The organism is Intrasporangium sp. Soil_C_50, assembly GCF_057656595.1.
In genome coordinates, this window is the sequence record NZ_JBDGKB010000007.1 from 26,272 (window position 1) to 49,992 (window position 23,721).

Consider the following 23,721-nt stretch of genomic DNA (forward strand, 5'->3'; position numbering starts at 1 on the left):
CTCGCTGCGCGCGGGCCGGTTGGCGGAGGGTGTGGGATTTGAACCCACGGAGGTTTCCCTCGGGCGCTTTCAAGGCGCCTGCACTCGGCCACTATGCGAACCCTCCAGCGGCGCCGTGTCGACGCCGGCCCCCATCATGCCGCACCGAGCGGGGTCCCTCCCAACTGTCTGGCCCCGGACATGGAAAAAGGGCCTCCGGCGAGCCGGAGTCCCTTTGTTCTCATGCTGATCCGCAAGCGGATCGATGCCTGGCACTCCTCAGAAGAGACCGAGCATCTCCTCGTAGGTGGTGTGTGCCTTGTACTGTCCGACCGGCTGACGGCGGGACGGACGGTTCAGCGCCGCGAAGAACGACACGAAGTGGGACATCTCGGTATTCAGTTTCCTTGGGTGGTGAACCCCGACCGATCCTCGTCCGGGGTCCGGATGGTCGACCGTCGTTGCGGGACGGTCGGGACCGGCAGACCATCCGCCCGCCCGGACGGGAGCGGTGCCGGGAGGGCGGACGACGTCTGCAGCACAATGGTAACAGTTCGACAACCATGGTTCGACCAAGGGTTGACCCGTCACGGCGTGCGTGAGATACGCAAGTGTGACGCGACATCAGAGCCCGGATCCGACGCCCCCGACCGCCGAGATCCTCGCCCGGCTGGCACCCCTCGACCTGCCCCGGCCGGCCCCACTCCTCCTGCGCGGCAGGCGTTTCGACGCGTCGGCGCCGGCGGTCATGGCGATCGTCAACCGCACCCGCGACTCGTTCTTCAGCGGCAACCGGCACGAGGCCCTCGACTCGGCCAAAGCCGCCGTCGACTCGGCCCTCCAGCTCGGTGCCGACATCGTCGACATCGGCGGCGTGCGGGCGGGCCAGGAGGGCGAGGCCGTCGACGCCGACGAGGAGATCCGCCGCGTCGTGCCCTTCCTCCAGTGGGCCCGCGAGGCCCACCCGACGGCCGTCCTCAGTCTCGACACGTGGCGCTCCGAGGTCGCGCGGGAGGCTGCTGGCGCCGTCGACCTCGTCAACGACACGTGGGCCGGCCACGACCGTGACCTCGTCCACGTCGCCGCCGAGGTCGGCGCCGGATACGTCATCTCACATACCGGAGGTCTCCCGCCACGGACCGACCCCGTCGACGTGACCTACGGCCCTGACCCGCTCGACGTCGTGCGGGACGTCGTCGACACCCTCGCCCGCGGCGCGCGCACCGCCGTCGATGCAGGGATCCCACCCGAGCGGGTCCTCGTCGACCCCACCCTCGACTTCGGCAAGACCACGGCCCACTCCCTGGAGGTACTGCGTCACACGTCCGACGTCGTGGCGCTCGGCTTCCCTGTGCTGCAAGCGATGTCACGCAAGGACTTCGTCGGCGAGACCCTCGCACTGCCCGCCGAGGAGCGGCTCGAGGGATCGCTCGCCGCGACCGCCGTGGCCGCGTGGCTAGGGGCCACGGTGTTCCGGGCGCACGACGTCCGGGCCACCCGACGCGTCCTCGACATGGTCGCCACGATCCGCGGTGACCGACCCCAGGCGTTGGCGCTGCGCGGGGTGCCCCGCGGCGCTGCGACAGGCGACCGGTGAACACCCGGGAAAAACAGTGAACTCCGGCAAGCCCGTGGCGCGGTATTCTGCTAGGTTCGTTGCCGGTTGCAGTTGCAGTTCCTCGTCGTCGAGCAGGTGCCCGTCCCCAACCGGTGGCGGGTCTTCTCTTCGGCGCGGCGAGTTCGCTCGTCCGGTGGGCTCAAAGCGGCAGCTCGGGAGGCACGAGGTGTGCCGTCCCGCACGCAGAAGAAGGAAGAGTTACCCGTATGGCACAGGGCACCGTCAAGTGGTTCAACGCCGAGAAGGGCTTTGGTTTCATCGCCCAGGACGGCGGCGGCCCCGACGTCTTCGTCCACTACTCGGCCATCCAGTCGAATGGCTACCGTTCGCTGGACGAGGCTCAGCGCGTCGAGTTCGAGGTCACGCAGGGCCCCAAGGGTCCGCAGGCCGACGCAGTTCGTCCGCTCTGATTCACCGGAGAACACCGCAACGAGCGACACCTACGTCGTTTGTGCAGAGCCCCCGACCGCATGGTCGGGGGCTCTGTTCTGTGCCGGCACCGGGGACGCCGTGGAACGGCGGGGGCGGGAACCGGTGAGGGCGGGGAGCGGTCAGGGCGGGAGACCGGTGATCGGCCGCCCGCCGCGTCAGCACTGCTCGTAGGGGGTCGTCGTCGGCGACGGCGTCGAGGTCCTCGTCCTCGTCGGGGTCGACGTGCTGCTGCCGCTCGAGGAGGGGGTCGGCTTGTGCTTCGGCGGCGCTATCGCCTTCTGCACGAGCCGATGGATGAGCTCGATGTCGGGATCCCACGGCTTGACTCCCACATTCATCGTCAGCCCCAAGGTCGTGATCTTGGCCTTCTGGACGCGTTCGACGAGAGTGACGAACGCGGGCAGGTTCTGGCCCGGGACGTCGGTGAAGATGTTGTTCTTGAGGATGGCCGCGATCTTGGGGTACTCCCCGAGCATCTGGGTTGGGTTGACCTGCTTGACGATCGCCTGGATGACACACCGTTGGCGCATCTGGCGGTACGTGTCGTCATCGCCCGCTCGGCTGCGGGCGTACCACAGGGCGTAGTATCCGCTCAGCTTCTGGACACCCGGCGTGAAGTAGCCCTTGACGCTGCCGGGCTTCAGGTTGTTGTTGGCGTCGCGGCTTCCACCGATCGGCAGGCGCTGGCCCGTGGCCGCGTTCTTCACGTTGATCGTCACGCCGCCCATGGCGTCGACGAGCTGGGCGAACCCCCTGAGGTCGATGACGACGGTCTGGTCGATCTTGAGGCCGAGGATCAGGGAGATGCTGTCGCGGGTCTCCGTCCGACCGGGCACCCGCTCGGAGTAGGCGCCCGGGTGGTTCTGGTTGTAGAGGTCCGCCTCGGCCCAGATCGCGTTCAGCTGGCACGGGTCGGCGGGGTCGGCCTGTTCACGAGGGCAGACCGGATCGCCGTAGACGCCACTCGGCCACATCCGGCGTAGCGGGCTCCCCTGCGCGATCGGAACATTCTGCAGATTGCGGGGAAGGGAGATCAGTGCCGTCCGACCGGACTTGGTGTCGATGCTCGCGACGATCATCGAGTCGCTACGGGTACCGATGCGGTCGGCGCCGGAGTCCGAGCCGATGAGGAGGATGTTGACCCGTGCCTGCTTGGCCCAGGGGTCCTCGCCCTCGGCCACCTGCGCGCCTTGTCCGGGCTTGACCGGGGTGTTGCCGAAGACCTGCGCGACGGTCGACTGGGTGATCGTCGCGTACTCGGCCACCTTGAAGGAGGAGGCGGCGACGACGAACACCAGTAGCGTCGTCAGGGCCGCGAGCACACGGGTGCGGGTGCGGTCCAGGCGCGTCGGGCGCGACTGGATGGCGGTGAGGATGATCGAGCCACACCAGAGGACGCCGCCGAGGATGAAGACCCCGGCCAGCGCCATGAGCAGGTTGGGCCGAGCGACGATCGACAGTGCCGCGTTCGTCACACCGGTGGTGAGGACGTAGTACGCGAGCAGGCCGGCGCTGGCGAGGGCCAGGACGAGCAGCACCCAGCCGATCTTGCGGCTGCGGGTCTGCGTGAGGCCCGCGCCGGGGACGACGGTGCCGAGGACGGTGAGCCCGAGGGCGCGTCGGAAGCCGGACTTGAGCTCACGACGCAGCGTGTCGCGGGTCTGGGCGGTGCCCGGACCGCGCACTGTCGGGGAGGCCATGAGGCACTTTATGGTCGGCCCCGTGCGCGTGGCGACACGGCTCGCCCGGGCGTCCGGCTCATTCGGGGCTGAACGGGTGGCGGCCGGGGTTCCGACCGCCCACCCGCGTCAGCACTGCTCGTAGGGCGTCGTGGTGGGGGACGGCGTCGAGGTCTTCGTCTTCGTCCTCGTCGGGGTGCTCGTCGACGTGCCGCCGCCGCTCGAGGACGGCTTCGGCTTCGGCGCCTCGAGCCCCTTCTGGACGAGTCGGCGGACGAGCTCGTAGTCCGGGTTGCTCGAGTAGACGCCCTGGGTCGAGGTCAGTGCGACGCTGTTGATCTTCGCCTTCTGGACCCGTTCGACGAGGTCGACGAAGGCCGGCAGGTTCTGCGCCGGGATGTCGGTGTAGATGTTGTCCTTGAGGATCTTGGCGATCTCGGGGTACTTGCCGACCATCGCGGCCGGGTTGACCTGCTTGACGATCGCCTGGACGACGCATCGCTGGCGCATCTGGCGGTGAGTGTCGTCGTCGGCGGCGCGGGTGCGGGCGTACCAGAGCGACAACCAGCCGTTGAGGTGACGGAACCCGGGCTCGAAGTAGCCCTTGACGCCGAAGAGGCGACCACTGGCGTCGTGCTCGCCGCCGATGGTCAGCTTGGTGCCGTAGCCGGACAGCTTGACGTTGATGTCGAGCCCACCCATGGCGTCGATGAGCTGGGAGAAGCCCTTGAGGTCGATGACGACCATCTGGTCGACCTTCAGCCCGGTGATCTCCTGGACCGTGCCCCGGATCTCGGTGCGACCGGGGGACTCGCCGGCCGGGTAGGCGTGCGGATGGCTCTTGGCGTAGTTCTCGGCGTCGACGTAGAGGTTGGTCAGCATGCACTGGCCAGGGCCCTGGTCGCAGGTGTTGTCGGGGTCGCCGAAGCTGCCGGACCGGTACAGCGCACGCAGCGGCGACTTGGGGGCGAGGGGGGCGTTGAGCAGGTTGCGCGGCATCGAGATGAGCGCGGTGCGGCCGGTCTTGGTGTCGATGCTGGCCAGGATCATCGAGTCGGTACGGATGCCGACGCGGTCGGCTCCGGCGTCGGAGCCGATGAGCAGGATGTTGACGCGGGCCTGCTTGGCCCAGGGGTCCTCGCCCTCGGCCACCTGCGCGCCCTGCCCGGGCTTGACCGGGGTGTTGCCGAAGACCTGCGCGACGGTCGACTGGGTGATCGTCGCGTACTCGGCCACCTTGAAGGAGGAGGCGGCGACGACGAACACGAGCAGGGTCGTCAGGGCCGCGAGGAAGCGGGTGCGGGTGCGGTCCAGGCGCCTCGGGCGCGACTGGATGGCGGTGAGGATGATGGAGCCGCACCAGAGGACGCCGCCGAGGATGAAGACCCCGGCCAGCGCCATGAGCAGGTTGGGCCGAGCGACGATCGACAGTGCCGCGTTCGTCACACCGGTGGTGAGGACGTAGTACGCGAGCAGGCCGGCGCTGGCGAGGGCCAGGACGAGCAGCACCCAGCCGATCTTGCGGCTGCGGGTCTGCGTGAGGCCCGCGCCGGGGACGACGGTGCCGAGGATGGTGAGCCCGAGGGCGCGTCGGAAGCCGGACTTGAGCTCACGACGCAGCGTCTCGCGGGTCTGGGCGGTGCCCGGACCGCGCACTGTCGGGTAGGTCATGGAGTCCTCTCTGCTCGGCGCAGGCGCTCGGCCGCCACGACATTGTGCCCTGACTTGCTGTCAGATACCTCATCGGGATCTGGGACGAGACAGGGGGTCGCAGACCCCGGTTTGGGTGACATGGTCCGGGGCCGGTACCCTGACTCCCGCCCGTGCATCCGTCGCCGCGTCGCCTAGCCTCGCGCTGCCGGTCACCGGGCACGGAGGCGTCGCATAGTGGCCTAGTGCGCCCGCCTGCTAAGCGGGTTGAGGATAAAACCTCTCGCGGGTTCAAATCCCGCCGCCTCCGCTCCAGAACGTCGAACGCCCCCGAGCGAGCTCGGGGGCGTTCGACGTTCTGGAGCGGAGGCGGCGAGATGCCGGGAGCAGCGGCTGGTCGAGGCGAGGAACGAGCAGCGACCAACGCGACGGATCCCGCCGCCGGCCCCGGACCTCCGAGTCGCCGGCCCCTACTCGTCGCGGCCTTTCGACGACGGAGCAGCAGCCGATCGTGGCCCTTCGACGGTTGAAGGGTCAGCCCATCGTGGCCTTTCGACGGTGCAGAGGCGGCCGTTCGTGGCCTTTCGACGGTGAAGAGCCGAAAAGGAGAGGTCAGCCCGCGTCGGCGCGTCGGCGTCGGCGCCGCTGCGACAACGGCAGCGCCACCCACAGCGCGACCGCCAGCACGGCGAGCCCGCCCCCGATCCAGAACGCCGTGGTGTGCGACAGCAGGACGTCGAGGACGAGCACGACCCCGCCGACGATGCCGACGACGAGAAGACACAGCCCGGTACCGATGAGGTGGTCGGTGTGGCGGACCACGTAGTCCTTGAGGCCCTCCCGGAAGAGCATGCGGTGCATCGCGACGGGTGCCATGAACACGAGCGTGGCGATCGCGACGGACAGCAGGGTGGTCACGTAGATCGTCCGTTGCAGGCCGGTCAGCTGGGAGAAGCGCTGCTGGAAGGGGATCGTCAGCAGGAAGGCGAAGAGGATCTGGACGCCGGCCTGGACGATGCGCAGCTCCTGCAGCTGTTCGCCGAAGTTGCGGTCGAGCCGTTCGGCCTCGGTCTCGTCCCGGTCGTAGGGCGGTGAGTCACTCATGACACTGGTGTACCCCGTGGACCACGTCGTGGCGCCCCTGTCGCCCGGCGCGTCCGGGGACGACGGAGGGCCCGGCACCCCGTGGGGTGCCGGGCCCTGCATCACGTCGTCCGCCGTCGCCGGCACGCGGCGGCGGACCGAGGCGTCAGCCTGCGCTGACGCGGGAGCGGAGCGTGTCGAGCTCGGTGCGCAGCTCGGCGGGCAGCTGCTCGCCGAACTTGTCGAACCACTCCTCGATGAGGGGCAGTTCGGCCTCCCAGTCGGACGGGTTGACGGCGAGAGCCTTGGCGACCTGTTCGGGCGTCATGTCGAGGCCGTCGACGTCGAGGGACTCGGCCGTCGGCACGAGCCCGATCGGCGTCTCGACCGCGTCGGCGTCGCCGTCGAGGCGCTCGATGACCCACTTGAGGACGCGGCTGTTCTCGCCGAAGCCGGGCCAGAGGAACGAGCCGTCCTCCTCGTCGCGGCGGAACCAGTTGACGCCGAAGATCCGCGGCAGCTTGGACGCGTCGGCGCCCTTGCCGATCTCGAGCCAGTGGTTCATGTAGTCGCCGGCGTGGTAGCCGATGAACGGCAGCATCGCCATCGGGTCGCGGCGCACGACGCCGACGGCGCCGACGGCAGCGGCCGTGGTCTCGGAGGAGAGCGTCGCGCCGATGAAGGTGCCGTGGTTCCAGTCGCGCGACTCGTAGACGAGCGGCACGGTGGTCTTGCGGCGACCGCCGAAGAGGATGGCGTCGATCGGCACGCCGTTCGGGTTGTCGTACTCGGGCGCGATCATCGGGCACTGCTTGGCCGGCGTGCAGAAGCGGCTGTTCGGGTGGCTCGAGAGCGTGCCGGCCTTGCCGTCCTCGGGGGTCCAGGAGTTGCCGTGCCAGTCGGTGAGGTGGGCCGGCGGCTCGTCGGTCATGCCCTCCCACCAGACGTCGCCGTCGTCGGTCAGGGCGACGTTGGTGAACACCGAGTTGCCCTTGTCGATGGTGGCCATCGCGTTGGGGTTGGTCGAGGCGCCGGTGCCCGGCGCCACGCCGAACAGCCCGAACTCCGGGTTGACGGCGTAGAGCCGGCCGTCCTCGCCGAACCGCATCCAGGCGATGTCGTCGCCGACCATCTCGGCCTTCCAGCCGGGGACCGTCGGGGTGATCATCGCGAGGTTCGTCTTGCCGCAGGCCGAGGGGAACGCGGCTGCGACGTAGTGGACGGATCCCTTGGGTGAGGTGAGCTTGAGGATGAGCATGTGCTCGGCCATCCAGCCCTCGTCGCGGGCGATGGCGCTCGCGATGCGCAGCGAGTAGCACTTCTTGCCGAGCAGGGCGTTGCCGCCGTAGCCGGAGCCGTAGCTCCAGATGGCGCGCTCCTCGGGGAAGTGGACGATGTACTTCGTGTCCGAGCACGGCCAGGCGACGTCGTCCGAGCCCTCGGCGAGCGGGGCGCCGACCGAGTGCAGCGCGGGCACGTAGGAGGCGTCGGTGTCCTCGATGCGGCGCAGGACCTCGTCGCCGCAGCGGGCCATGACGAGCATCGAGACGACCACGTAGGCCGAGTCGGTGATCTCGACACCGAACATCGGGACCGTTGCGTCGAGGTGGCCCATGACGAAGGGGATGACGAACATGGTGCGGCCCTGCATCGACCCGCGGTACAGCTCGGTCATCCGAGCCTTCATCTCGTCCGGCGCCATCCAGTTGTTCGTCGGACCGGCGTCCTTCTCCTCGAGGGAGCAGATGTAGGTGCGGTCCTCGACACGGGCGACGTCGGACGGGTCGCTCTTGCAGTAGAAGGAGTTCGGCTTCTTGTCCTCGTTCAGGCGGACGAAGGTGCCGGCCTCGACGAGCTGGTCGGTCAGCTCGGTCCACTCCTGCGGAGTGCCGGTGATCCAGCGGACATCGCGCGGCTGCGTCAGCGCGGCCACCTCGTCGACCCAGGCGGCCAGGCCGGCGTGCGTCGTGTGCGTACTCGGTTTCTCTTGGGTCGTGGTCACTTGCGGGCCATCCCTTCGCGCGGTGCACTGCCGGCACCACGTCGTGCCGGTTCTGCTGCTCGCTCGTGGGCCCTCGTCAGGCGCGGGTGGCGCCCCGCCGGGTGTCCACATAGTGAGCAGATGACGTGATGGACTCACCGTACGCCCGGCCCGGAGCGCCGATGACCGGTCTGTCCTCAGGGCCCGGTGAAACGGCTCACACCCGCTCGGCGTTGCAAGCCGAGCGACCGGATCGTGTCGGTTTCTTGCAGGATTTGCAGTGGGATTGCCGGGTGGTGGACAGGCCAGGACACCAGCCCTCGACGCAGTGGCGGAACGCGTCTCGCGACCTCGCCGACGCACGTGGGAACGGCCGCCTCCCCTCGATTTCGTGGTTGGCGACCCGAGCCGCTAAGGTAACTTCTCGTCCCGCCCGGAAGGGCGAAGACACCTGCACCCGTAGCTCAACGGATAGAGCATCTGACTACGGATCAGAAGGTTAGGGGTTCGAATCCCTTCGGGTGCGCTCTGTGTTGAGACAGAAGGCGAAGGCCCCGACCGGATGCGGTCGGGGCCTTCGTCATGTCTGCCATCGTCGTGTCTGCCCCGTCAGGTCTGGGTCTCGACGCCGAAGAGCAGCAGCAGGAAGGCGAGGCCGGCCATGCCGCACAGCACGATCGCCGGCAGGGACCGCTCTCCATGGCGCCACGACGCGAGCAGGACCGTGAGGCCCGACAGGCCGGCGAGGACGAAGCCGCCCTGGACGACCAGGTTCTGCACGGCGCTCGCGTGCCGCGACCCGATCTCGACGAGCGGCGCGAGGGCAGAGGAGGCGACGCCGACGACGAGCATCACCACCGACACCCAGCCGAGGCGGCTCGTCGGCAGGACCGTGACCGGGCCGCCGCCGCTGCGCAGGTGGTGGGACACGGCGAGCGCGCCACCCACCACCACGAGCACGAACCCGGCGTAGAACACGACGGCGAGGTCCTGTCCCTGGAAGCCGAGAGCCACGACGACGAGGATGGCACCGACCAGCAGCAGCCCGGCGGCGAACCGCCCGAGGCGCGTGGGGCGGGGATCCGCGAACGAGGTCGATGGGGGTGGCGTGTCGGGGCGCGGGTCCATGGCGGCTCCTTCGGCACCTTCATCGTCCCGCCGACGGCGGGCGGCGGTCGTCGGGCGTGACGAGGCAGACAGCCGGACGAGGACGAATCCCTTGCGCGGCGCCGGGCCCCGGGGGTTGGGTGTGCTGAGGAACCGTCCACGACGTCCGGAGGCCCCGATGACCGCTGTGCAGACCGACTCGTCCACCGGGCTCGACCCTGCCCTGTCTCACACCCGCGGTGAGACCGAGCCCCCGCTCATCGAGCAGACGATCGGCGACAACCTCGACGCGACGGTGGCTCGGTTTCCCGACCGCGAGGCCCTCGTCGACGTGGCGCAGGGCAAGCGGTGGACGTATGCCGAGCTGCAGCGTGACGTCGACCTGCTGGCCCGGGCCCTGCTCGCCGTCGGCGTGCGCACCGGCGACCGCGTCGGCATCTGGGCCCCGAACTGCTCGGAGTGGACGCTCGTGCAGTACGCGACGGCGAAGATGGGCGCGATCCTCGTCAACATCAACCCTGCCTACCGCGCCCACGAGCTGCAGTACGTCCTCGGGCAGGCCGGTATCTCGACGCTCGTCGCGGCCGAGTCCTTCAAAGCGAGCGACTACCGCGGCATGGTCGAGGAGGTCCGCGACGAGGCGCCCGGCCTCGAGCGCGTCGTGTACATCGGCACGCCCGACTGGGACGAGCTCGTCGCGAGGGCCGGCGAGGTGTCGGCCGAGGAGCTGGCTCGGGTCCAGGGGGGCCTGAGCAACACCGACGCCATCAACATCCAGTACACCTCCGGCACCACGGGGTTTCCCAAGGGTGCGACGCTCAGCCACCGCAACATCCTCAACAACGGCTACTTCGTCGGCGAGCTCTGCGACTACACCGAGGCCGACCGGGTGTGCATCCCCGTGCCCTTCTACCACTGCTTCGGGATGGTCATGGGCAACCTCGCGTGCACGACGCACGGGGCGTGCATGGTCATCCCGGCGCCCGGGTTCGAGCCCGCGGCGACGCTCAAGGCGACGCAGGACGAGAAGGTCACCTCGCTGTACGGCGTGCCGACGATGTTCATCGCCGAGTGGAACCTGCCCGACTTCGCCTCCTACGACCTCTCCAGCGTCCGCACCGGGATCATGGCCGGCTCGCCCTGCCCGGCCGAGCTGATGAAGAAGCTCATCGCCTCCGGGATCGAGGAGATGACGATCTGCTACGGCATGACCGAGACCTCCCCGGTGTCGACGCAGAACCGGACCGACGACACCTTCGAGCAGAAGGTCGGCACGGTCGGACGCGTCGGGCCGCACCTGCAGATCAAGATCGTCGACCCGGTGTCCGGCGAGACGCTGCCGCGCGGGCAGGCCGGGGAGTTCCTGACGAAGGGCTACTCGGTGATGCTCGGCTACTGGGAGCAGCCCGACAAGACCGCCGAGGCCGTCGAGGACGGGTGGATGCACACCGGCGACATCGGCGTCATGCACGACGACGGCTACGTCGAGATCACCGGCCGGATCAAGGACATGGTGATCCGCGGCGGGGAGAACGTGTACCCGCGGGAGATCGAGGAGTTCCTCTACACCCACCCCGACATCCTCGACGCGCAGGTCATCGGCGTCCCGGACGAGAAGTACGGCGAGGAGCTGTGCGCCTGGATTCGCATGAAGGACGGTGCCGCGCCGTTGACGGCCGAGTCCCTGCGCGAGTTCTGCACCGGGCAGCTCGCGCACTACAAGATCCCGCGCTACGTCGAGGTCGTCGAGGAGTTCCCCATGACGGTCACCGGCAAGATCCGCAAGGTCGAGATGCGCGAGGTGACGGCCCGCAAGCTCGGCCTCGGCTGAGGGGCGGCGCGACCCTGAAGGGGTCATGGCCGACGTGGCGGATCGGGTACGGATCGCGGAAAGGACGCGTCGAGTGGCGCGAACCGGCTTGTGGCGCAGTAGGTTGCCGGTGGAGTGGTCGTCCTGGACCCGTGACCCGAGAGGGATGGAATGTCCGACACCAACAAGATGATCCTGTGGGTGGTCGTCGGCGTCGTCGTCGTCGCGTTGATCATCTGGTTCTTCGTCTCGGCCAGCCGACGCAAGGAGATCGAGGCGCGTCGGGCCGAGGCTGACCGCATGCGGGCCAGCCTCGACGCCCGGCTCGCGGAGGTCCGGCAGCAGCAGGACCGCGCGTCCGTCACCGGCGAGATGGCCACCGAGGCGGCGGCCGAGGCCGAGGCGAAGGCGCGTGAGGCCCGTCGGCTCGAGGAGCAGGCCGCCCAGGCGGCCGCCGTGGCCGAGCGCGCCCAGGCCCAGCACGACGAGCTCGCCCGTGAGGCCGACCGCATCGACCCCGACGTCCAGGCCGGCGAGGAGGCCCCCGGTGCCGGGGCGGGCGGCGCCGGAACGGGTGCCACCGGCGCTGGCGTAGCAGCTGCCGGTGCCGGAGCCGCGGTGGGCAGCGCCGCCTTCACCCAGGAGGAGGACGACGACGACCTCGCCGACGCCGAGAACCCGTTCGGATACTCGACGGGTTCCACTGACTCACAGACGAGTTCGCGCGAACCTGATGACGTTGCACGCGCAGACGACGGTGGACGGTGGGCGCCGGCCACTGACGCCGCCTCCGCGACGACCGCGTCTTCCACCGAGGGAGCCGACGAGCACGAGTCGGGCGTCGGGTCGGGCGAGAACGCGTCGGCGGACACCGGAGTGGGTACAGGTGCTGTGCCGTCGTGGCACGACGACGCCGAGCCGGAGTCCGGCTCGACGCCGACCGCCGGGGCCGGCACCGACGAGGACGTCACGGGCTCGAGCAGCGCGGCCGCGGACGCCGCGTCCGACGACGCCGGGCAGCCCGGGGTCGTCCCCGAGCGCAACGGAGCCGACGACATGACCGACACGACCCAGCTTCACGAGGCGTCGGCGGACGACGCCGACCAGACCAGCACGGCCGCCGCCCCCACCGCCGGCACCGCCGCCGAGCGCACCGCCGACGAGCGCGCCGACGAGCGCGCCGACGAGCGCGCCGACGAGCCGACGGCCGACGCCGAGGAGGGCGCCGCCGGGCTCTCCGGCGCAGCAGCCGGTGCCACCGCCGCGGCGTCGGGCGAACCCGTCGCAACGGGAGACGAGGAGTCCGAGCCGCGGGAGACCCCCGCCGAGGCGACTGCGTCGGCCGACGACACCGACACCACGCACTCGACGGACTCGACGGACTCGACGGACTCGACGGCGACCGACTCGACGGACGCGGCGGGCTCGACCGAAGGGACGTCCTCCACGGGCGGCCACGGCTGGGAGCCCGAGGACGCCGGCGACGCCGAGGAGGCCGAGGAGGTCAGGGTGCCCGCGCTCGAGGACCGCGACGAGTTCCTCGCCGAGGGCGGGACGCCGTCCGACGACCCGGGCGACCACCGCGGCCAGCCGTGGGCGACGACGAGCGGTCAGCGTCCGCCGGAGCCCGAGGAGCCGGCCCACCCCGACGCCAGCGACGCCGCGCTCGGCGAGCGTGACGACCCCACGAAGGCACCCGAGGGCGAGCAGAGCGCGGCCGACGCCGCGCCGGCGTCGGCCGACGAGTCCCGTGAGGCGCGCGAGGTCGACGCGGAGCATGCCGCGGGGGCCGCGGAGTCGTCCGGAGCCCCGACGTCCGAGGCGTCGACCCATGGCACCGAGCCCGAGGCGTCCGCCGCGACGGCCGACGACGCCTCCGACACGACGACCGACGACTCGTCCGCTCAGCCGGAGACGTCCGCCGGGGCGCAGGCATCCGCAGAGTCGGGGGCGTCGGCGGCGTCCGGCCGACGCGTCTCCGAGTACGACGAGGTCGTCGACGGCGGCTACGGCATGGGCTCGGCGGCGACGATCTCCGACGGCGCGCAGCCGCTCGGCCACGCCGTCAAGGGCGTCCGCGACGGCAACCGCTTCGTCGCACCGGGCGAGGACGGCTACGACGACGTCGAGCCCGACGTCTGGTTCTACGACGAGGATGCGGCGCGTCGCTCCGGCTTCTCCGGTCGCGCCGACTGATCGCCGGCGACCCCACGACGGGGCCGGGGCGCCGCAGGGCGCCCCGGCCCCGTCGCCATGCCGCGCCCGCCCCCGGCCGGAAAACCCCGGCGAGGGCACCACGCGTGCGCACCTAGACTGGCCCGCATGGTCTCCCCGCTCGTCGCGCTCACGCCGAAGGTCCAGTCCGCGATCGCCACCGCCCTCGGTGACGACTTCCGCGATGTCGACCCGGTGCTGCGCCCGTCGCAGTTCGCCGACGTGCAGGTCAACGCCGCGCTCGCGCTCGCCAAGAAGGTCGGGGCCCCGCCGCGCGACGTCGCGGCCAAGATCGTCGAGGCCCTCGACGTCGAGGGCGTCTGCGACTCGGTCGAGGTCAGCGGCCCCGGCTTCATCAACCTCACCTTCTCCAGTGCCTGGCTCGCCTCGCTGCTGCAGGAGGTCGACGCCGACGACCGCTGCGGCGTGCCGCTGCAGGAGGCGCAGAACATCCCGATCGACTACTCCGCGCCGAACGTCGCCAAGGAGATGCACGTCGGTCACCTGCGCACCACGGTCGTCGGCGACAGCCTGGCCCGCACCCTCGAGCACCTCGGGCACCACGTCATCCGGCAGAACCACATCGGCGACTGGGGTACGCCCTTCGGCATGCTCATCGAACACCTGCTCGAGGTCGGCGAGGGCTCTGACGAGGCCGGTCTGCTCGTCACCGACCCCAACGCGTTCTACCAGGCGGCCCGCGTCAAGTTCGACGCCGCCGAGAAGGCCGAACCCGCCGGCAGCGCAGGCGACTTCAACGTGCGTGCCCGGTCGCGGGTCGTGCTCCTGCAGGCCGGCGACCCCGAGACCCTGCGGCTCTGGAACGAGCTCGTCGACCTCTCCAAGGTCTACTTCAACAAGCTCTACTCGACGCTCGGCGTCACGCTGACCGGCCTGCACCTCGCCGGCGAGTCGATGTACAACGGCGCCCTGCCCGGCATCTGCGAGGAGCTCGAGGCGCGGGGCATCGCCGAGGTCTCCGACGGCGCCCTGTGCGTCTTCCTCGACGGCTACACCGGCCGCGAGGGCAAGCCCGTTCCGCTCATCATCCGCAAGTCCGACGGCGGGTACGGCTATGCCACAACGGATCTCGCGACCATCAAGTACCGGGTCCACGACCTCGACGCCCACCGGGTGCTCTACGTCATCGGCGCGCCGCAGGCGCTGCACCTCAACATGGTGTGGGACACCGCGCGCAAGGCCGGCTGGCTCCCGGACGACGTCACGCCCGTCCACGTCCAGATCGGCAACGTGCTCGGCGAGGACCGCAAGATTCTCAAGACCCGCTCGGGCAAGCCGCTGCGGCTCATGGCGATGCTCGAGGAGGCCGTCGACAAGGCCGGTCAAGTGCTCGAGGAGGCCCGCCCGGATCTCGACGCGTCGACCCGCGCCACCATCGCCCGCCAGGTCGGCATCGGCGCGGTCAAGTACGCGGACCTGTCGGTCGCGCACGACAGCGAGTACGTCTTCGACCTCGATCGGATGGTCTCGCTCACCGGCAACACCGGCCCGTACCTGCAGTACGTCGTGGCCCGCATCCGCTCGATCTTCCGGCAGATCGGCACCGACCCGTCGGCGCAGCACGACACGGTCCTGCTCGGTGAGCCGCACGAGCGGGCCCTCGCCGTCCACCTGCTCGGTTTCGGCGAGGTCGTGGCGGAGGTCGGTGCGACGTACGAGCCGCACCGACTCGCCGGCTACCTCTTCGAGCTGGCCCAGGCGTTCTCGGCGTTCTACGAGAACTGCCCCGTGCTCAAGGCCGACCGCGACGAGGTCCGCGCGTCGCGACTCACCCTCTGCGCGTTGGTGTTCCGTGTCATGACCACGGGCCTGGATCTGCTCGGCCTCGAGGCGCCCGAGCAGATGTAGGACGCCCGGTGTGGGCGATTCTCCTCCCGCCCCACTCGGCCGGGAGGAGAGTCGTCCCATGACCGACTGGGACTTCACGGGCCTCAAGGCCACCTACGTCAACTGCACGCTGAAGAAGAGCCCCGAGCCGAGCCGCACCCAGGGCCTCGTCGACGCGAGCGCCGCCATCATGCGCGAGCACGGCGTCGACGTCGACGTCATCCGGTTCGTCGACCACGACGTGGCGACGGGCGTCTATCCCGACATGCGCGAGCACGGCTGGGAGAGCGACGCCTGGCCCGACCTCTACCCCGGCATCCTGGACAGCCAGATCCTCGTCGTGGCCGGCCCGATCTGGCTCGGCGACAACTCGAGCATCACGAAGCGCTTCATCGAACGCATCTACTCGCTCTCCGGGATGCTCAACGACAAGGGCCAGTACCTCTTCTACGGACGCGTCGCCGGTTGCCTCATCACCGGCAACGAGGACGGCATCAAGCACTGCGCCCAGAACATCCTCTACAGCCTCCAGCACGTCGGCTACACGATCCCGCCCAACGCCGACGCCGGCTGGATCGGCGAGGCGGGCCCCGGCCCGAGCTACCTCGACGCCGGCAGCGGCGGTCCCGAGAACAACTTCACGAACCGCAACACGACCTTCATGACGTGGAACCTCATGCACCTGGCACGGATGCTCGTCGATGCAGGTGGCGTGCCCGGGTACGGCAACCAGCGCTCGGAGTGGAACTCCGGCGAGCACTTCGGCTGGCACAACCCCGAGTACCGCTGAGGCGTCGGGCGCCCGTCGAGCCCGCGGAGCCGGGCCCTCGGGGTGGCTTCAGCGGCCCGGTGAGGGTTTGCCCTGGCGGAGGCCGTGGACCCGCTCGAGCAGGTCGGCGTACCGGCCGACGACATCGGCGGCCGCACCCGTGGCGTCGTGCGGCACGTCGTACTCGGAGTCGATCCCGAGCTGCCACGTGGGCGGCTCGTGGGCCCCCGAGAGCGCCCAGGCCGCCTGGCGGGCGGCCCCGACGCCGACGTACTCGGCCGGCGACGGCACGACGACGGGGGCCCGGAACAGTCCCGGGGCGATCTCGCGGACGGCCCGAGAGGCAGACGCGCCGCCGATGAGCAGCACGCGACCGACGCTGACACCGTTGTCGCGCAAGGCGTCGACGCCGGCGACGAGGTTGCAGAGCATGCCCTCCACCGTGGCGCGGGCCAGGTTCTCCGGTGTGGCGTTGGTCCGCGTGAGTCCGCTGAGCGTGCCGGTGGCGTCGGGGAGGTCAGGGGTGCGCTCGCCGTCGAGGTAGGGCAGCAGCGTCAGTCCGTCGGCGCCGGGGGCGGCGGCGAGGGCGAGCCGGTCGAGCTCGGCGAGGTCGACACCGAGCATCGCGGCCGACGCCGTGAGCACGCGTGCCGCGTTGAGGGTGCACATGAGCGGCAGGTGGCGGCCGGTCGCGTCGGCGAACCCGGCGATGGCGCCCGACTCGTCGCGGATCGCCGAGCCGTGCGGCGTGAAGACCGTGCCGCTCGTGCCGAGCGACACGACGACGTCCCCGGGCTCGAGGGTCAGGCCGAGGGCGGCGCCCATGTTGTCGCCGGTGCCGGCCGCGACGAGCCTGCCCGACTCGGTGTGCCCGGCAGCCTCGGCCGGCGCGAGCACGTCAGGCACCTCGAGGCTGCGCCCGAACGCCAGCTCGAGCAGGTCGGGGCGGTAGTCGCCCTTGGCGGCCGACCAGTAGCCGGTGCCCGACGCGTCGCCGCGGTCGGTGGTCCAGCGCTGGAAGCCACTGCCCTGCTTGAGGATCCGCCCGGTCAGCCAGTCGTGCGGCAGGACGACTCGGGCTACCCGCGCTGCGTTCTCCGGCTCGTGCCGGGCCAGCCAGCGCAGCTTCGTCACGGTGAAGCTCGGCACGAGGACGAGGCCGACGGCGTCGACCCACGCCGCGGGTCCGCCGAGCTCGTCGGTGAGGTCGCGGGCCGCCCCTGCGCTGCGGGTGTCGTTCCACAGGAGCGCGTCGCGGACGACGGCGTCGGTGTCGTCCATGGCGACCATGCCGTGCTGCTGGCCGCCGACGGCGATGGCGGCGACACCGTCGAGGATGCCGTCGCCGCTCGCCTGCTGGAAGGCCTCCCACCATCGGTCGGGGTGCACCTCCGTGCCGTCGGGGTGCGGCGCCCGGGCCGTGCGCACGACGGCACCGGTCGCAGCGTCGCAGACGACGATCTTCGTCGACTGCGTCGAGCTGTCGACGCCCGCGACGAGGGTCGGGCCGTCGGTCACGTGGTCACCCGGGTGCTCCATGACCGAAGCGTCTCCCGAGCGCCGTTGTCGTGCAAGGCAGGGAGCGCGTCCGTGAACACCGCGGTGAAGCGCTCGTCGTCGGCGAGGCCGCCGAACAGGTCGCGGTCGCGCAGGAACGCGAGGGGGTCCTCGCCCTGCCGGGCCGCGGCCGCCATGACCCTGTCCCTGACGCGGTCGACGACCTCGATCGGCTCGCCCGCCTCGTCGACGCCCTCGGCGTACCGCGCCCACGAGGCCACCACGAGGGCGGAGCGGTCGATCTGCCCGCCTGTCTCGAGGTTGCGGCTGATGACCGGCACGAGCCGCTTCGGGATGCGGTCGGATGACTCGGCGCACAGCCGGGCCAGGGTGTCGCGCACCTCCGGGTTGGCGAACCGCTCGATGAGCTGGTGCCGGTAGGCGTCGAGGTCGACGCCGGGCACGGCGGGGAGCGTCGGGCTGCCCTCGTGCTCCATGTAGCTGAGGAGGAAGTCGACGAAGAGCGGGTCCTGGCACACCTCGTGGGCATACCGGTGGCCCGAGAGGTAGCCGAGGTAGCACAGCGCCTGGTGGCTCGCGTTGAGCAGGTGCAGCTTCATCAGCTCGTACGGCACGACGTCGTCGACGAGCTGTACGCCGGCGTCCTCGAACGGCGGCCGGCCGCCGGTGAAGTGGTCCTCGAGGACCCACTGGGTGAACGGCTCGCACACGACCGGCCAGCCGTTGGCGACGCCGAACTCGCTCGCCAGCCGGTCGATGTCGTCCTGGGTCGTCACCGGCGTGATGCGGTCGACCATGCAGTTGGGGAACTGCACCTGCTCGTCCATCCAGTCGGCGAGGTCGGGGTCCTTGAGCCGGGTGAACGCCGTCATCATCGTGCGCGCGACGTCGCCGTTGCCGGGCAGGTTGTCGCACGACATGACGGTGAACGGGGGCGTACCGGCAGCGCGCCGGGCCGCGAGCCCGGCCACGACGAACCCGAAGACGGTGCTCGGCGTCGCACCCGCTTGGTCGCCTCCTTGAACTCGGGGGCGTTGACCTTGGGCGTCCAGTCCTTCTCGAACCAGGTGCCGCCGAAGGTGTTGACGAGCGTCGTCAGGGGCGCGAAGAGCTGGCCCCAGCCGGGCTGCCCACGGAGGCAGATGCCGGCCATCCCCGGCTGGGCCCCGTCAACCTTGGCCGCGATGTCGGCGACCTGCTGCCACGTCGGCTGCGCGGGCATCGTGATGCCCTTCTGCGCCAGCACGTCCTTGCGGTACATGAGGAACGACGACTCGCCGTAGAAGGGCTCGCCGTACACCTTGCCGTCGGACGACAGCGACACCTTCATCGGCCCCAGGATGTCGGCCTGGTCGAACGTCGGGTCCGTGGCGATGAAGCCGTCGAGGGGGCTGATCCACTTTGCCTTGGCGTAGATCGGGATCTCGAAGTTGCTGAGCGACGCGACGTCGTACTGGCCGGCCTGGCTCGAGAACTCCTGGCTGATCTTGTCGCGCACGTCGTTCTCCGGGAGCACGGTGAAGTTCACCTTGATGCCGGTCTTCGCGGTGAAGTTGTCAGCCGTCAGCTGCTGCAGGTCGACCACCTGCGGGTTGTTGACCATGAGGACGTTGATGGCGTCGTCGCCGCCGCCCTGGCCCACGGCGCCCCAGCCCGCGCACGCCGAGAGGCTCGCCACGAGTCCGGTCGTCGGGGCAGCCGCCGCGGCCCCGCGACTGCGGCGGTCTCTCCGGTGTCCGATCCGTTGCACGACTCCTCCTTGAGTGCGCTCATTTGAGCGTTAGGCTGCACATATGAGTACAGAGGCTCAGGTCACGGGTGGCAACAGGTCGCCCGAAAACCGGGGTCCTGTCACGCCGGCTGCACGCAGGCGCAAGACTTCAGGCGTGAGGGAGACGGGGATGGAGCGACGCGGTCCGGCCGAGCTCGTGCTCGCGGCGGCCGTGGCCCGGCGTCACTACCTCGAGGGCCAGTCCAAGGTCGAGATCGCCGACGAGCTCGGCCTCAGCCGCTTCAAGGTGGCCCGGCTCATCGACTTCGCCCGTGAGGCCGGCATCGTGCGCATCGAGATCGTCGCCGACGGCGAGCTCGACCTCGACCGCTCCGCGCGTCTGCAGGAGCGGTTCGGGCTGCGTCACGCCGTCGTCGTCGACGGCTCGCGCATCGAGCCCGCAGCCCTCGCCGACCACCTCGGACGCGCCGCGGCCGGGCTGCTCACCGACGTCGTCCACACCGGGGACGTGCTCGGCCTGCCGTGGTCGCGGTCGGTCGACGTCATGACGCGGTCCCTGCGCGACCTGCCGGCCGTCGACGTCGTGCAGCTGAGCGGCGCGATGGAGGTCGAGGGCCACGACAGCAGCGCCGTGGACATCGTCCGCCGCGCCGCCCGCGTCACCGGCGGCGGGTCCTCGATCTTCTACGCGCCGCTGCTGCTCGACGACGCCGCCGGCGCAGCCGCGCTGCGTCGCGAGCCGCAGGTGGCCCGCGTCCTGGCGCAGGCCTCCCGGGTAACCGTCGCCGTCATGGGCATCGGCGCGTGGGCGCCCGGCCTGTCGACGATCCACGACGCGGTCTCTCCCGCCGACCGCGAGGCGCTCGCAGGCCTCGGCATCGTCGGCGAGGTCGCCGGCGTGCTCTTCGACGCATCGGGCGACGTCGTCGAGGCCCCGCTGTCCGAGCGGGTCGTGACGATCAGCCCCGACGCGTTGCGCGGTATCGGCGAGGTCGTCGCCATCGCGTCCGGCGCCGACAAGGGCGTGGCCGTGCGCGCCGCCCTCGCCGGTGGGCTCGTCAACGCCGTCGTCGCCGACGCCACCCTCGCCGACGCGCTCCTCGGCTGAGCGGTTCTCGCGCCCGCCCGGGCTCGTGGGGCCGCCCTCGGCGGCGGGGCCTCGAGACACGCCCACGATCAGAGACGGCCCGGCCGTACGGGTCGATCCGGTGTGTGATGTGACCGGCAGTCCTCCCCGTGCGCGGTGGTCCGTGCTCTAGGTTCGGGAGCCAGTGCCGTCGTGAGCGAAGGAGCCAGCGTGCAGATCGGTGTACCCCGAGAGACGCGAGCCCGCGAGACGCGGGTCGCCGCCACGCCCAAGACCGTCGGACAGCTCGTCGGCCTCGGCTACGACGTCGTCGTCGAACGCGGTGCGGGAGTGCTCGCGAGCTTCTCCGACGACGCGTACGCCGAGGCCGGTGCCCGGATCGTCGACCGCGAGCAGGCCTGGGGCTGCGACGTCGTGCACCAGGTCAACGCCCCGGCCGACGCGGACATCGCGCTGCTGCGGCCCGGCGCCGTCATCGTCTCGCTCATGGCGCCGGCGCTGAGCCCCGAGCTCGTCGAGAAGCTGCGCGCCGCCCGCGTCACCGCGATGGCGATGGACGCCGTGCCGCGCATCAGCCGGGCCCAGTCGCTCGACGTGCTCTCCTCGATGGCCAACATCGCCGGGTACCGCGCGGTCGTCGAGGCCGCTCACGAGTTCGGGTCGTTCTTCACCGGTCAGGTCACGGCCGCCGGCAAGGTGCCGCCGGCCAAGGTCCTCGTCGCCGGGGCCGGCGTCGCGGGTCTGGCCGCGATCGGCACGGCACGCTCGCTCGGCGCGATCGTGCGGGCCACCGACGCCCGCCCCGAGGTGGCCGAGCAGGTCGAGTCGATGGGTGCGGACTTCCTCGCCGTGCAGATGCCGGAGGTCGACGCGGCCACCGCGTCCTCCGACGGCTACGCCAAGGAGATGGGCGAGGAGTACAACCGCCGGGCGGCCGAGCTGTACGCGTCGCAGGCGCCCGACGTCGACATCGTCGTCACCACCGCGCTCATCCCCGGTCGCCCTGCCCCGCGGCTCATCACGGCCGAGATGGTCGCGACGATGAAGCCGGGCTCGGTCGTCGTCGACATGGCAGCGTCCAACGGCGGCAACGTCGAGGGGTCGGTCGCCGACGAGCTCGTCGTCACCGACAACGGGGTCAAGATCATCGGCTACACCGACCTCGCCGCCCGGCTGCCCACGCAGGCCTCCCAGCTCTACGGCACCAACCTCGTCAACCTCATGAAGCTGCTGACGCCCGGCAAGGACGGCCAGGTCGTCCTCGACTTCGACGACGTCGTGCAGCGCAACATGACCGTCGCGCGCGACGGCGAGCTGCTCTGGCCCCCGCCAGCGATCCAGGTGAGCGCCGCGCCTGTGCCGGCTGCCGCGTCCGGCAAGCAGGTGGTGAAAGAGCCTGAGCCGCCGAAGGACCCACGACGCAAGTACGTCGGGATGGCCGTCGGGGCCGTGCTGTTCGCGTTCGTCGCGGCCTTCTCGCCGACCAGCTTCCTCGGGCACTTCACGGTGTTCGCCCTCGCCGTCGTCGTCGGCTACTACGTCATCGGCCACGTGCACCACGCGCTGCACACCCCGCTGATGTCGGTCACCAACGCGATCAGCGGCATCATCGTCGTCGGGGCGCTGATCCAGCTGGGACAGTGGCGGGCCGGCGCGTCCGGCGTCATCGTCGTGCTGGCCTTCCTCGCCACGCTCATCGCGAGCATCAACATCTTCGGCGGCTTCCTCGTGACCCGCCGCATGCTGACGATGTTCCGGAAGGGCTGAGCACCAATGGATCTCGCACTCATCCAGGCTGCCTACATCGTTGCGGCGCTGCTGTTCATCCTGTCCCTCGCGGGGCTGTCGAAGCACGAGACCGCCAAGGACGGCAACATCCTCGGGATGGTCGGCATGGCGCTCGCGCTCGTCGCGACGCTGTGGCTCGCGCTGCGCGGGGCACCGGCCGCCAACTGGTTGCTCATCGCCGCCGCCATGGCGATCGGTGCGGCCATCGGCATCTGGCGGGCCCGTCGGGTCGAGATGACGGGGATGCCCGAGCTCATCGCGATGCTCCACTCGTTCGTCGGAGCGGCCGCGGTGCTCGTCGGCATCAACACGTTCCTCGCCTCGGGGTCCTCGACCGCCTCTGACGGCGTGCACCTCGTCGAGATCTTCCTCGGCGTCTTCATCGGCGCCGTGACGTTCACCGGGTCGATCGTCGCCTTCCTCAAGCTGTCGGCGCGCATCTCGTCCAAGCCGCTGATGCTGCCGGCCCGGCACTGGCTCAACCTCGCCGCTCTCGTCGTGTCCGCCGGGCTGCTCGTGTGGTTCGTCGCGTCGCACTCGATCGTGCCGCTCCTGGTCATGACGGCGATCGCACTGGCGTTCGGCTGGCACCTCGTCGCCTCCATCGGCGGCGGTGACATGCCGGTCGTCGTGTCGATGCTCAACAGCTACTCGGGATGGGCCGCCGCCGCAGCGGGCTTCATGCTCGGCAACGACCTGCTCATCGTCACCGGTGCCCTCGTCGGCTCCTCCGGTGCCTACCTGTCCTACATCATGTGCACCGCGATGAACCGCTCGTTCGTGTCGGTCATCGCCGGTGGCTTCGGCTCCGACGGCGCCGTCACGAGCGGCGACGTCGACTACGGCGACCACCGCGAGACGAACGCCGACGAGGTCGCCGACCTGCTGACCCACGCGTCGTCGGTCGTCATCACACCCGGTTACGGCATGGCGGTCGCACAGGCGCAGTACCCCGTCGCGGACCTGACCGCGAAGCTGCGCGAGCGGGGCGTCGACGTGCGCTTCGGCATCCACCCGGTCGCCGGACGCCTGCCGGGCCACATGAACGTCCTGCTCGCCGAGGCGAAGGTGCCCTACGACATCGTCCTGGAGATGGACGAGATCAACGACGACTTCCCCGAGACCGACGTCGTGCTCGTCATCGGCGCCAACGACACGGTCAACCCGGCCGCCGCCGAGGACCCGGGCTCGCCGATCGCCGGCATGCCGGTGCTGCAGGTGTGGAACGCCAAGGACGTGGTCGTGTTCAAGCGCTCGATGAACGCCGGGTACGCCGGCGTGCAGAACCCGCTCTTCTTCCGCGACAACAGCGCCATGCTCTTCGGCGACGCCAAGGAGCGGGTCGAGGACATCATCAAGGCCCTCTGACCTCTCCGCCCACCCGCCCAGCCGTTCGCTCTCGGGGTCCACTGCTCCACGACGAGCC

At 70.5% G+C, this 23,721-nt stretch carries 15 protein-coding genes, 3 tRNA genes and 2 pseudogenes; 11 read left to right on the forward strand and 9 right to left on the reverse strand.

The window, feature by feature from the left end; all coding sequences use genetic code 11:
• Positions 1-20 precede the first annotated feature (20 nt).
• Positions 21-106, reverse strand: a tRNA-Ser gene (locus tag AC3A5R_RS15350).
• Positions 107-649: 543 nt separating this feature from the next.
• Between AC3A5R_RS15350 and folP the strand changes: the two genes are divergently transcribed.
• Both folP and AC3A5R_RS15360 read left to right on the forward strand, forming a co-directional pair.
• On the forward strand, positions 650-1,576 hold the full coding sequence (gene folP / locus AC3A5R_RS15355; protein WP_487621738.1) for a dihydropteroate synthase: 927 nt from the start codon (positions 650-652) through the stop codon (positions 1,574-1,576).
• A gap of 227 nt (positions 1,577-1,803) precedes the next feature.
• A complete protein-coding gene (locus tag AC3A5R_RS15360) occupies positions 1,804-2,007 on the forward strand; it encodes a cold-shock protein (protein WP_013491183.1) in 204 nt (67 codons plus the stop codon).
• A gap of 177 nt (positions 2,008-2,184) precedes the next feature.
• On the opposite strand, the gene AC3A5R_RS15365 is transcribed toward AC3A5R_RS15360, so the two are convergent.
• Together AC3A5R_RS15365 and AC3A5R_RS15370 are read right to left on the reverse strand one after the other, a co-directional pair.
• Entirely contained in the window at positions 2,185-3,729 is a 1,545-nt protein-coding gene (locus AC3A5R_RS15365; protein ID WP_487621642.1) for an LCP family protein, read from the reverse strand.
• Positions 3,730-3,837: 108 nt separating this feature from the next.
• Positions 3,838-5,379, reverse strand: coding sequence for an LCP family protein (locus tag AC3A5R_RS15370; RefSeq protein ID WP_487621643.1), 1,542 nt, complete (start codon positions 5,377-5,379; stop codon positions 3,838-3,840).
• A 202-nt stretch (positions 5,380-5,581) separates the two neighbouring features.
• Between AC3A5R_RS15370 and AC3A5R_RS15375 the strand changes: the two genes are divergently transcribed.
• Positions 5,582-5,668 (forward strand) — tRNA-Ser (locus AC3A5R_RS15375).
• Positions 5,669-5,970: 302 nt separating this feature from the next.
• Here the strand turns inward: AC3A5R_RS15375 and AC3A5R_RS15380 are convergent.
• Positions 5,971-6,462: a DUF6328 family protein gene (locus AC3A5R_RS15380; RefSeq protein WP_487621644.1), complete on the reverse strand. Its 492-nt coding sequence runs from the start codon at positions 6,460-6,462 to the stop codon at positions 5,971-5,973.
• A gap of 145 nt (positions 6,463-6,607) precedes the next feature.
• A complete protein-coding gene (locus tag AC3A5R_RS15385; protein WP_487621645.1) occupies positions 6,608-8,443 on the reverse strand; it encodes a phosphoenolpyruvate carboxykinase (GTP) in 1,836 nt (611 codons plus the stop codon).
• Between the two features lie 432 nt (positions 8,444-8,875).
• Here AC3A5R_RS15385 and AC3A5R_RS15390 point away from each other — a divergent pair.
• Positions 8,876-8,948 (forward strand) — tRNA-Arg (locus AC3A5R_RS15390).
• An 83-nt stretch (positions 8,949-9,031) separates the two neighbouring features.
• On the opposite strand, the gene AC3A5R_RS15395 is transcribed toward AC3A5R_RS15390, so the two are convergent.
• Complete coding sequence (locus AC3A5R_RS15395) at positions 9,032-9,550, reverse strand: hypothetical protein (RefSeq protein WP_487621646.1); 519 nt, start codon at positions 9,548-9,550, stop codon at positions 9,032-9,034.
• 157 nt (positions 9,551-9,707) lie between these two features.
• Here AC3A5R_RS15395 and AC3A5R_RS15400 point away from each other — a divergent pair, with 157 nt between their 5' ends.
• From AC3A5R_RS15400 to AC3A5R_RS15415, 4 genes are all read left to right on the forward strand, one after another.
• Positions 9,708-11,360 (forward strand): AMP-binding protein, encoded by a 1,653-nt coding sequence (locus AC3A5R_RS15400; RefSeq protein WP_487621647.1) that lies wholly within the window; start codon positions 9,708-9,710, stop codon positions 11,358-11,360.
• 150 nt (positions 11,361-11,510) lie between these two features.
• On the forward strand, positions 11,511-13,535 hold the full coding sequence (locus AC3A5R_RS15405; RefSeq protein WP_487621648.1) for a sunset domain-containing protein: 2,025 nt from the start codon (positions 11,511-11,513) through the stop codon (positions 13,533-13,535).
• Positions 13,536-13,661: 126 nt separating this feature from the next.
• Positions 13,662-15,422, forward strand: coding sequence for an arginine--tRNA ligase (gene argS / locus AC3A5R_RS15410; protein WP_487621649.1), 1,761 nt, complete (start codon positions 13,662-13,664; stop codon positions 15,420-15,422).
• 58 nt (positions 15,423-15,480) lie between these two features.
• On the forward strand, positions 15,481-16,191 hold the full coding sequence (locus tag AC3A5R_RS15415) for a flavodoxin family protein (RefSeq protein ID WP_487621650.1): 711 nt from the start codon (positions 15,481-15,483) through the stop codon (positions 16,189-16,191).
• 48 nt (positions 16,192-16,239) lie between these two features.
• Here the strand turns inward: AC3A5R_RS15415 and xylB are convergent, their stop codons facing one another.
• From xylB to AC3A5R_RS15430, 3 genes and pseudogenes are all read right to left on the reverse strand, one after another.
• The gene (gene xylB, locus AC3A5R_RS15420; RefSeq protein WP_487621651.1) at positions 16,240-17,709 is read right to left on the reverse strand and encodes a xylulokinase; all 1,470 of its coding nucleotides are present in this window, start codon (positions 17,707-17,709) and stop codon (positions 16,240-16,242) included.
• Positions 17,685-18,692 (reverse strand): annotated as a pseudogene (locus AC3A5R_RS15425) (mannitol dehydrogenase family protein); the annotation flags it as partial. The pseudogene AC3A5R_RS15425 and the gene xylB, both read right to left, overlap by 25 nt.
• A 2-nt stretch (positions 18,693-18,694) precedes the next feature.
• Positions 18,695-19,291, reverse strand: a pseudogene (locus tag AC3A5R_RS15430) (ABC transporter substrate-binding protein); the annotation flags it as partial.
• Between the two features lie 283 nt (positions 19,292-19,574).
• Here AC3A5R_RS15430 and AC3A5R_RS15435 point away from each other — a divergent pair.
• From AC3A5R_RS15435 to pntB, 3 genes are all read left to right on the forward strand, one after another.
• The gene (locus AC3A5R_RS15435) at positions 19,575-20,528 is read left to right on the forward strand and encodes a sugar-binding transcriptional regulator (RefSeq protein WP_487621652.1); all 954 of its coding nucleotides are present in this window, start codon (positions 19,575-19,577) and stop codon (positions 20,526-20,528) included.
• Positions 20,529-20,717: 189 nt separating this feature from the next.
• Positions 20,718-22,274 carry a Re/Si-specific NAD(P)(+) transhydrogenase subunit alpha gene (locus AC3A5R_RS15440; RefSeq protein WP_487621653.1) on the forward strand — a complete coding sequence of 519 codons (1,557 nt, stop codon included), beginning with the start codon at positions 20,718-20,720 and terminating at the stop codon, positions 22,272-22,274.
• A 6-nt stretch (positions 22,275-22,280) separates the two neighbouring features.
• Positions 22,281-23,663: a Re/Si-specific NAD(P)(+) transhydrogenase subunit beta gene (pntB, locus tag AC3A5R_RS15445; RefSeq protein WP_487621654.1), complete on the forward strand. Its 1,383-nt coding sequence runs from the start codon at positions 22,281-22,283 to the stop codon at positions 23,661-23,663.
• The last annotated feature ends 58 nt before the right edge of the window (positions 23,664-23,721 follow it).

What these genes read in the sequence shown, in the direction of transcription:
- AC3A5R_RS15360 (WP_013491183.1), top strand. Translation starts at nt 1,804, where the DNA reads ATGGCACAGGGCACCGTCAAGTGGTTCAACGCCGAGAAGGGCTTTGGT.
- AC3A5R_RS15365 (WP_487621642.1), bottom strand. Translation starts at nt 3,729, where the DNA reads ATGGCCTCCCCGACAGTGCGCGGTCCGGGCACCGCCCAGACCCGCGAC.
- AC3A5R_RS15370 (WP_487621643.1), bottom strand. Translation starts at nt 5,379, where the DNA reads ATGACCTACCCGACAGTGCGCGGTCCGGGCACCGCCCAGACCCGCGAG.
- AC3A5R_RS15380 (WP_487621644.1), bottom strand. Translation starts at nt 6,462, where the DNA reads ATGAGTGACTCACCGCCCTACGACCGGGACGAGACCGAGGCCGAACGG.
- AC3A5R_RS15395 (WP_487621646.1), bottom strand. Translation starts at nt 9,550, where the DNA reads ATGGACCCGCGCCCCGACACGCCACCCCCATCGACCTCGTTCGCGGAT.
- AC3A5R_RS15400 (WP_487621647.1), top strand. Translation starts at nt 9,708, where the DNA reads ATGACCGCTGTGCAGACCGACTCGTCCACCGGGCTCGACCCTGCCCTG.
- AC3A5R_RS15405 (WP_487621648.1), top strand. Translation starts at nt 11,511, where the DNA reads ATGTCCGACACCAACAAGATGATCCTGTGGGTGGTCGTCGGCGTCGTC.
- argS (WP_487621649.1), top strand. Translation starts at nt 13,662, where the DNA reads ATGGTCTCCCCGCTCGTCGCGCTCACGCCGAAGGTCCAGTCCGCGATC.
- AC3A5R_RS15415 (WP_487621650.1), top strand. Translation starts at nt 15,481, where the DNA reads ATGACCGACTGGGACTTCACGGGCCTCAAGGCCACCTACGTCAACTGC.
- xylB (WP_487621651.1), bottom strand. Translation starts at nt 17,709, where the DNA reads ATGGAGCACCCGGGTGACCACGTGACCGACGGCCCGACCCTCGTCGCG.
- pntB (WP_487621654.1), top strand. Translation starts at nt 22,281, where the DNA reads ATGGATCTCGCACTCATCCAGGCTGCCTACATCGTTGCGGCGCTGCTG.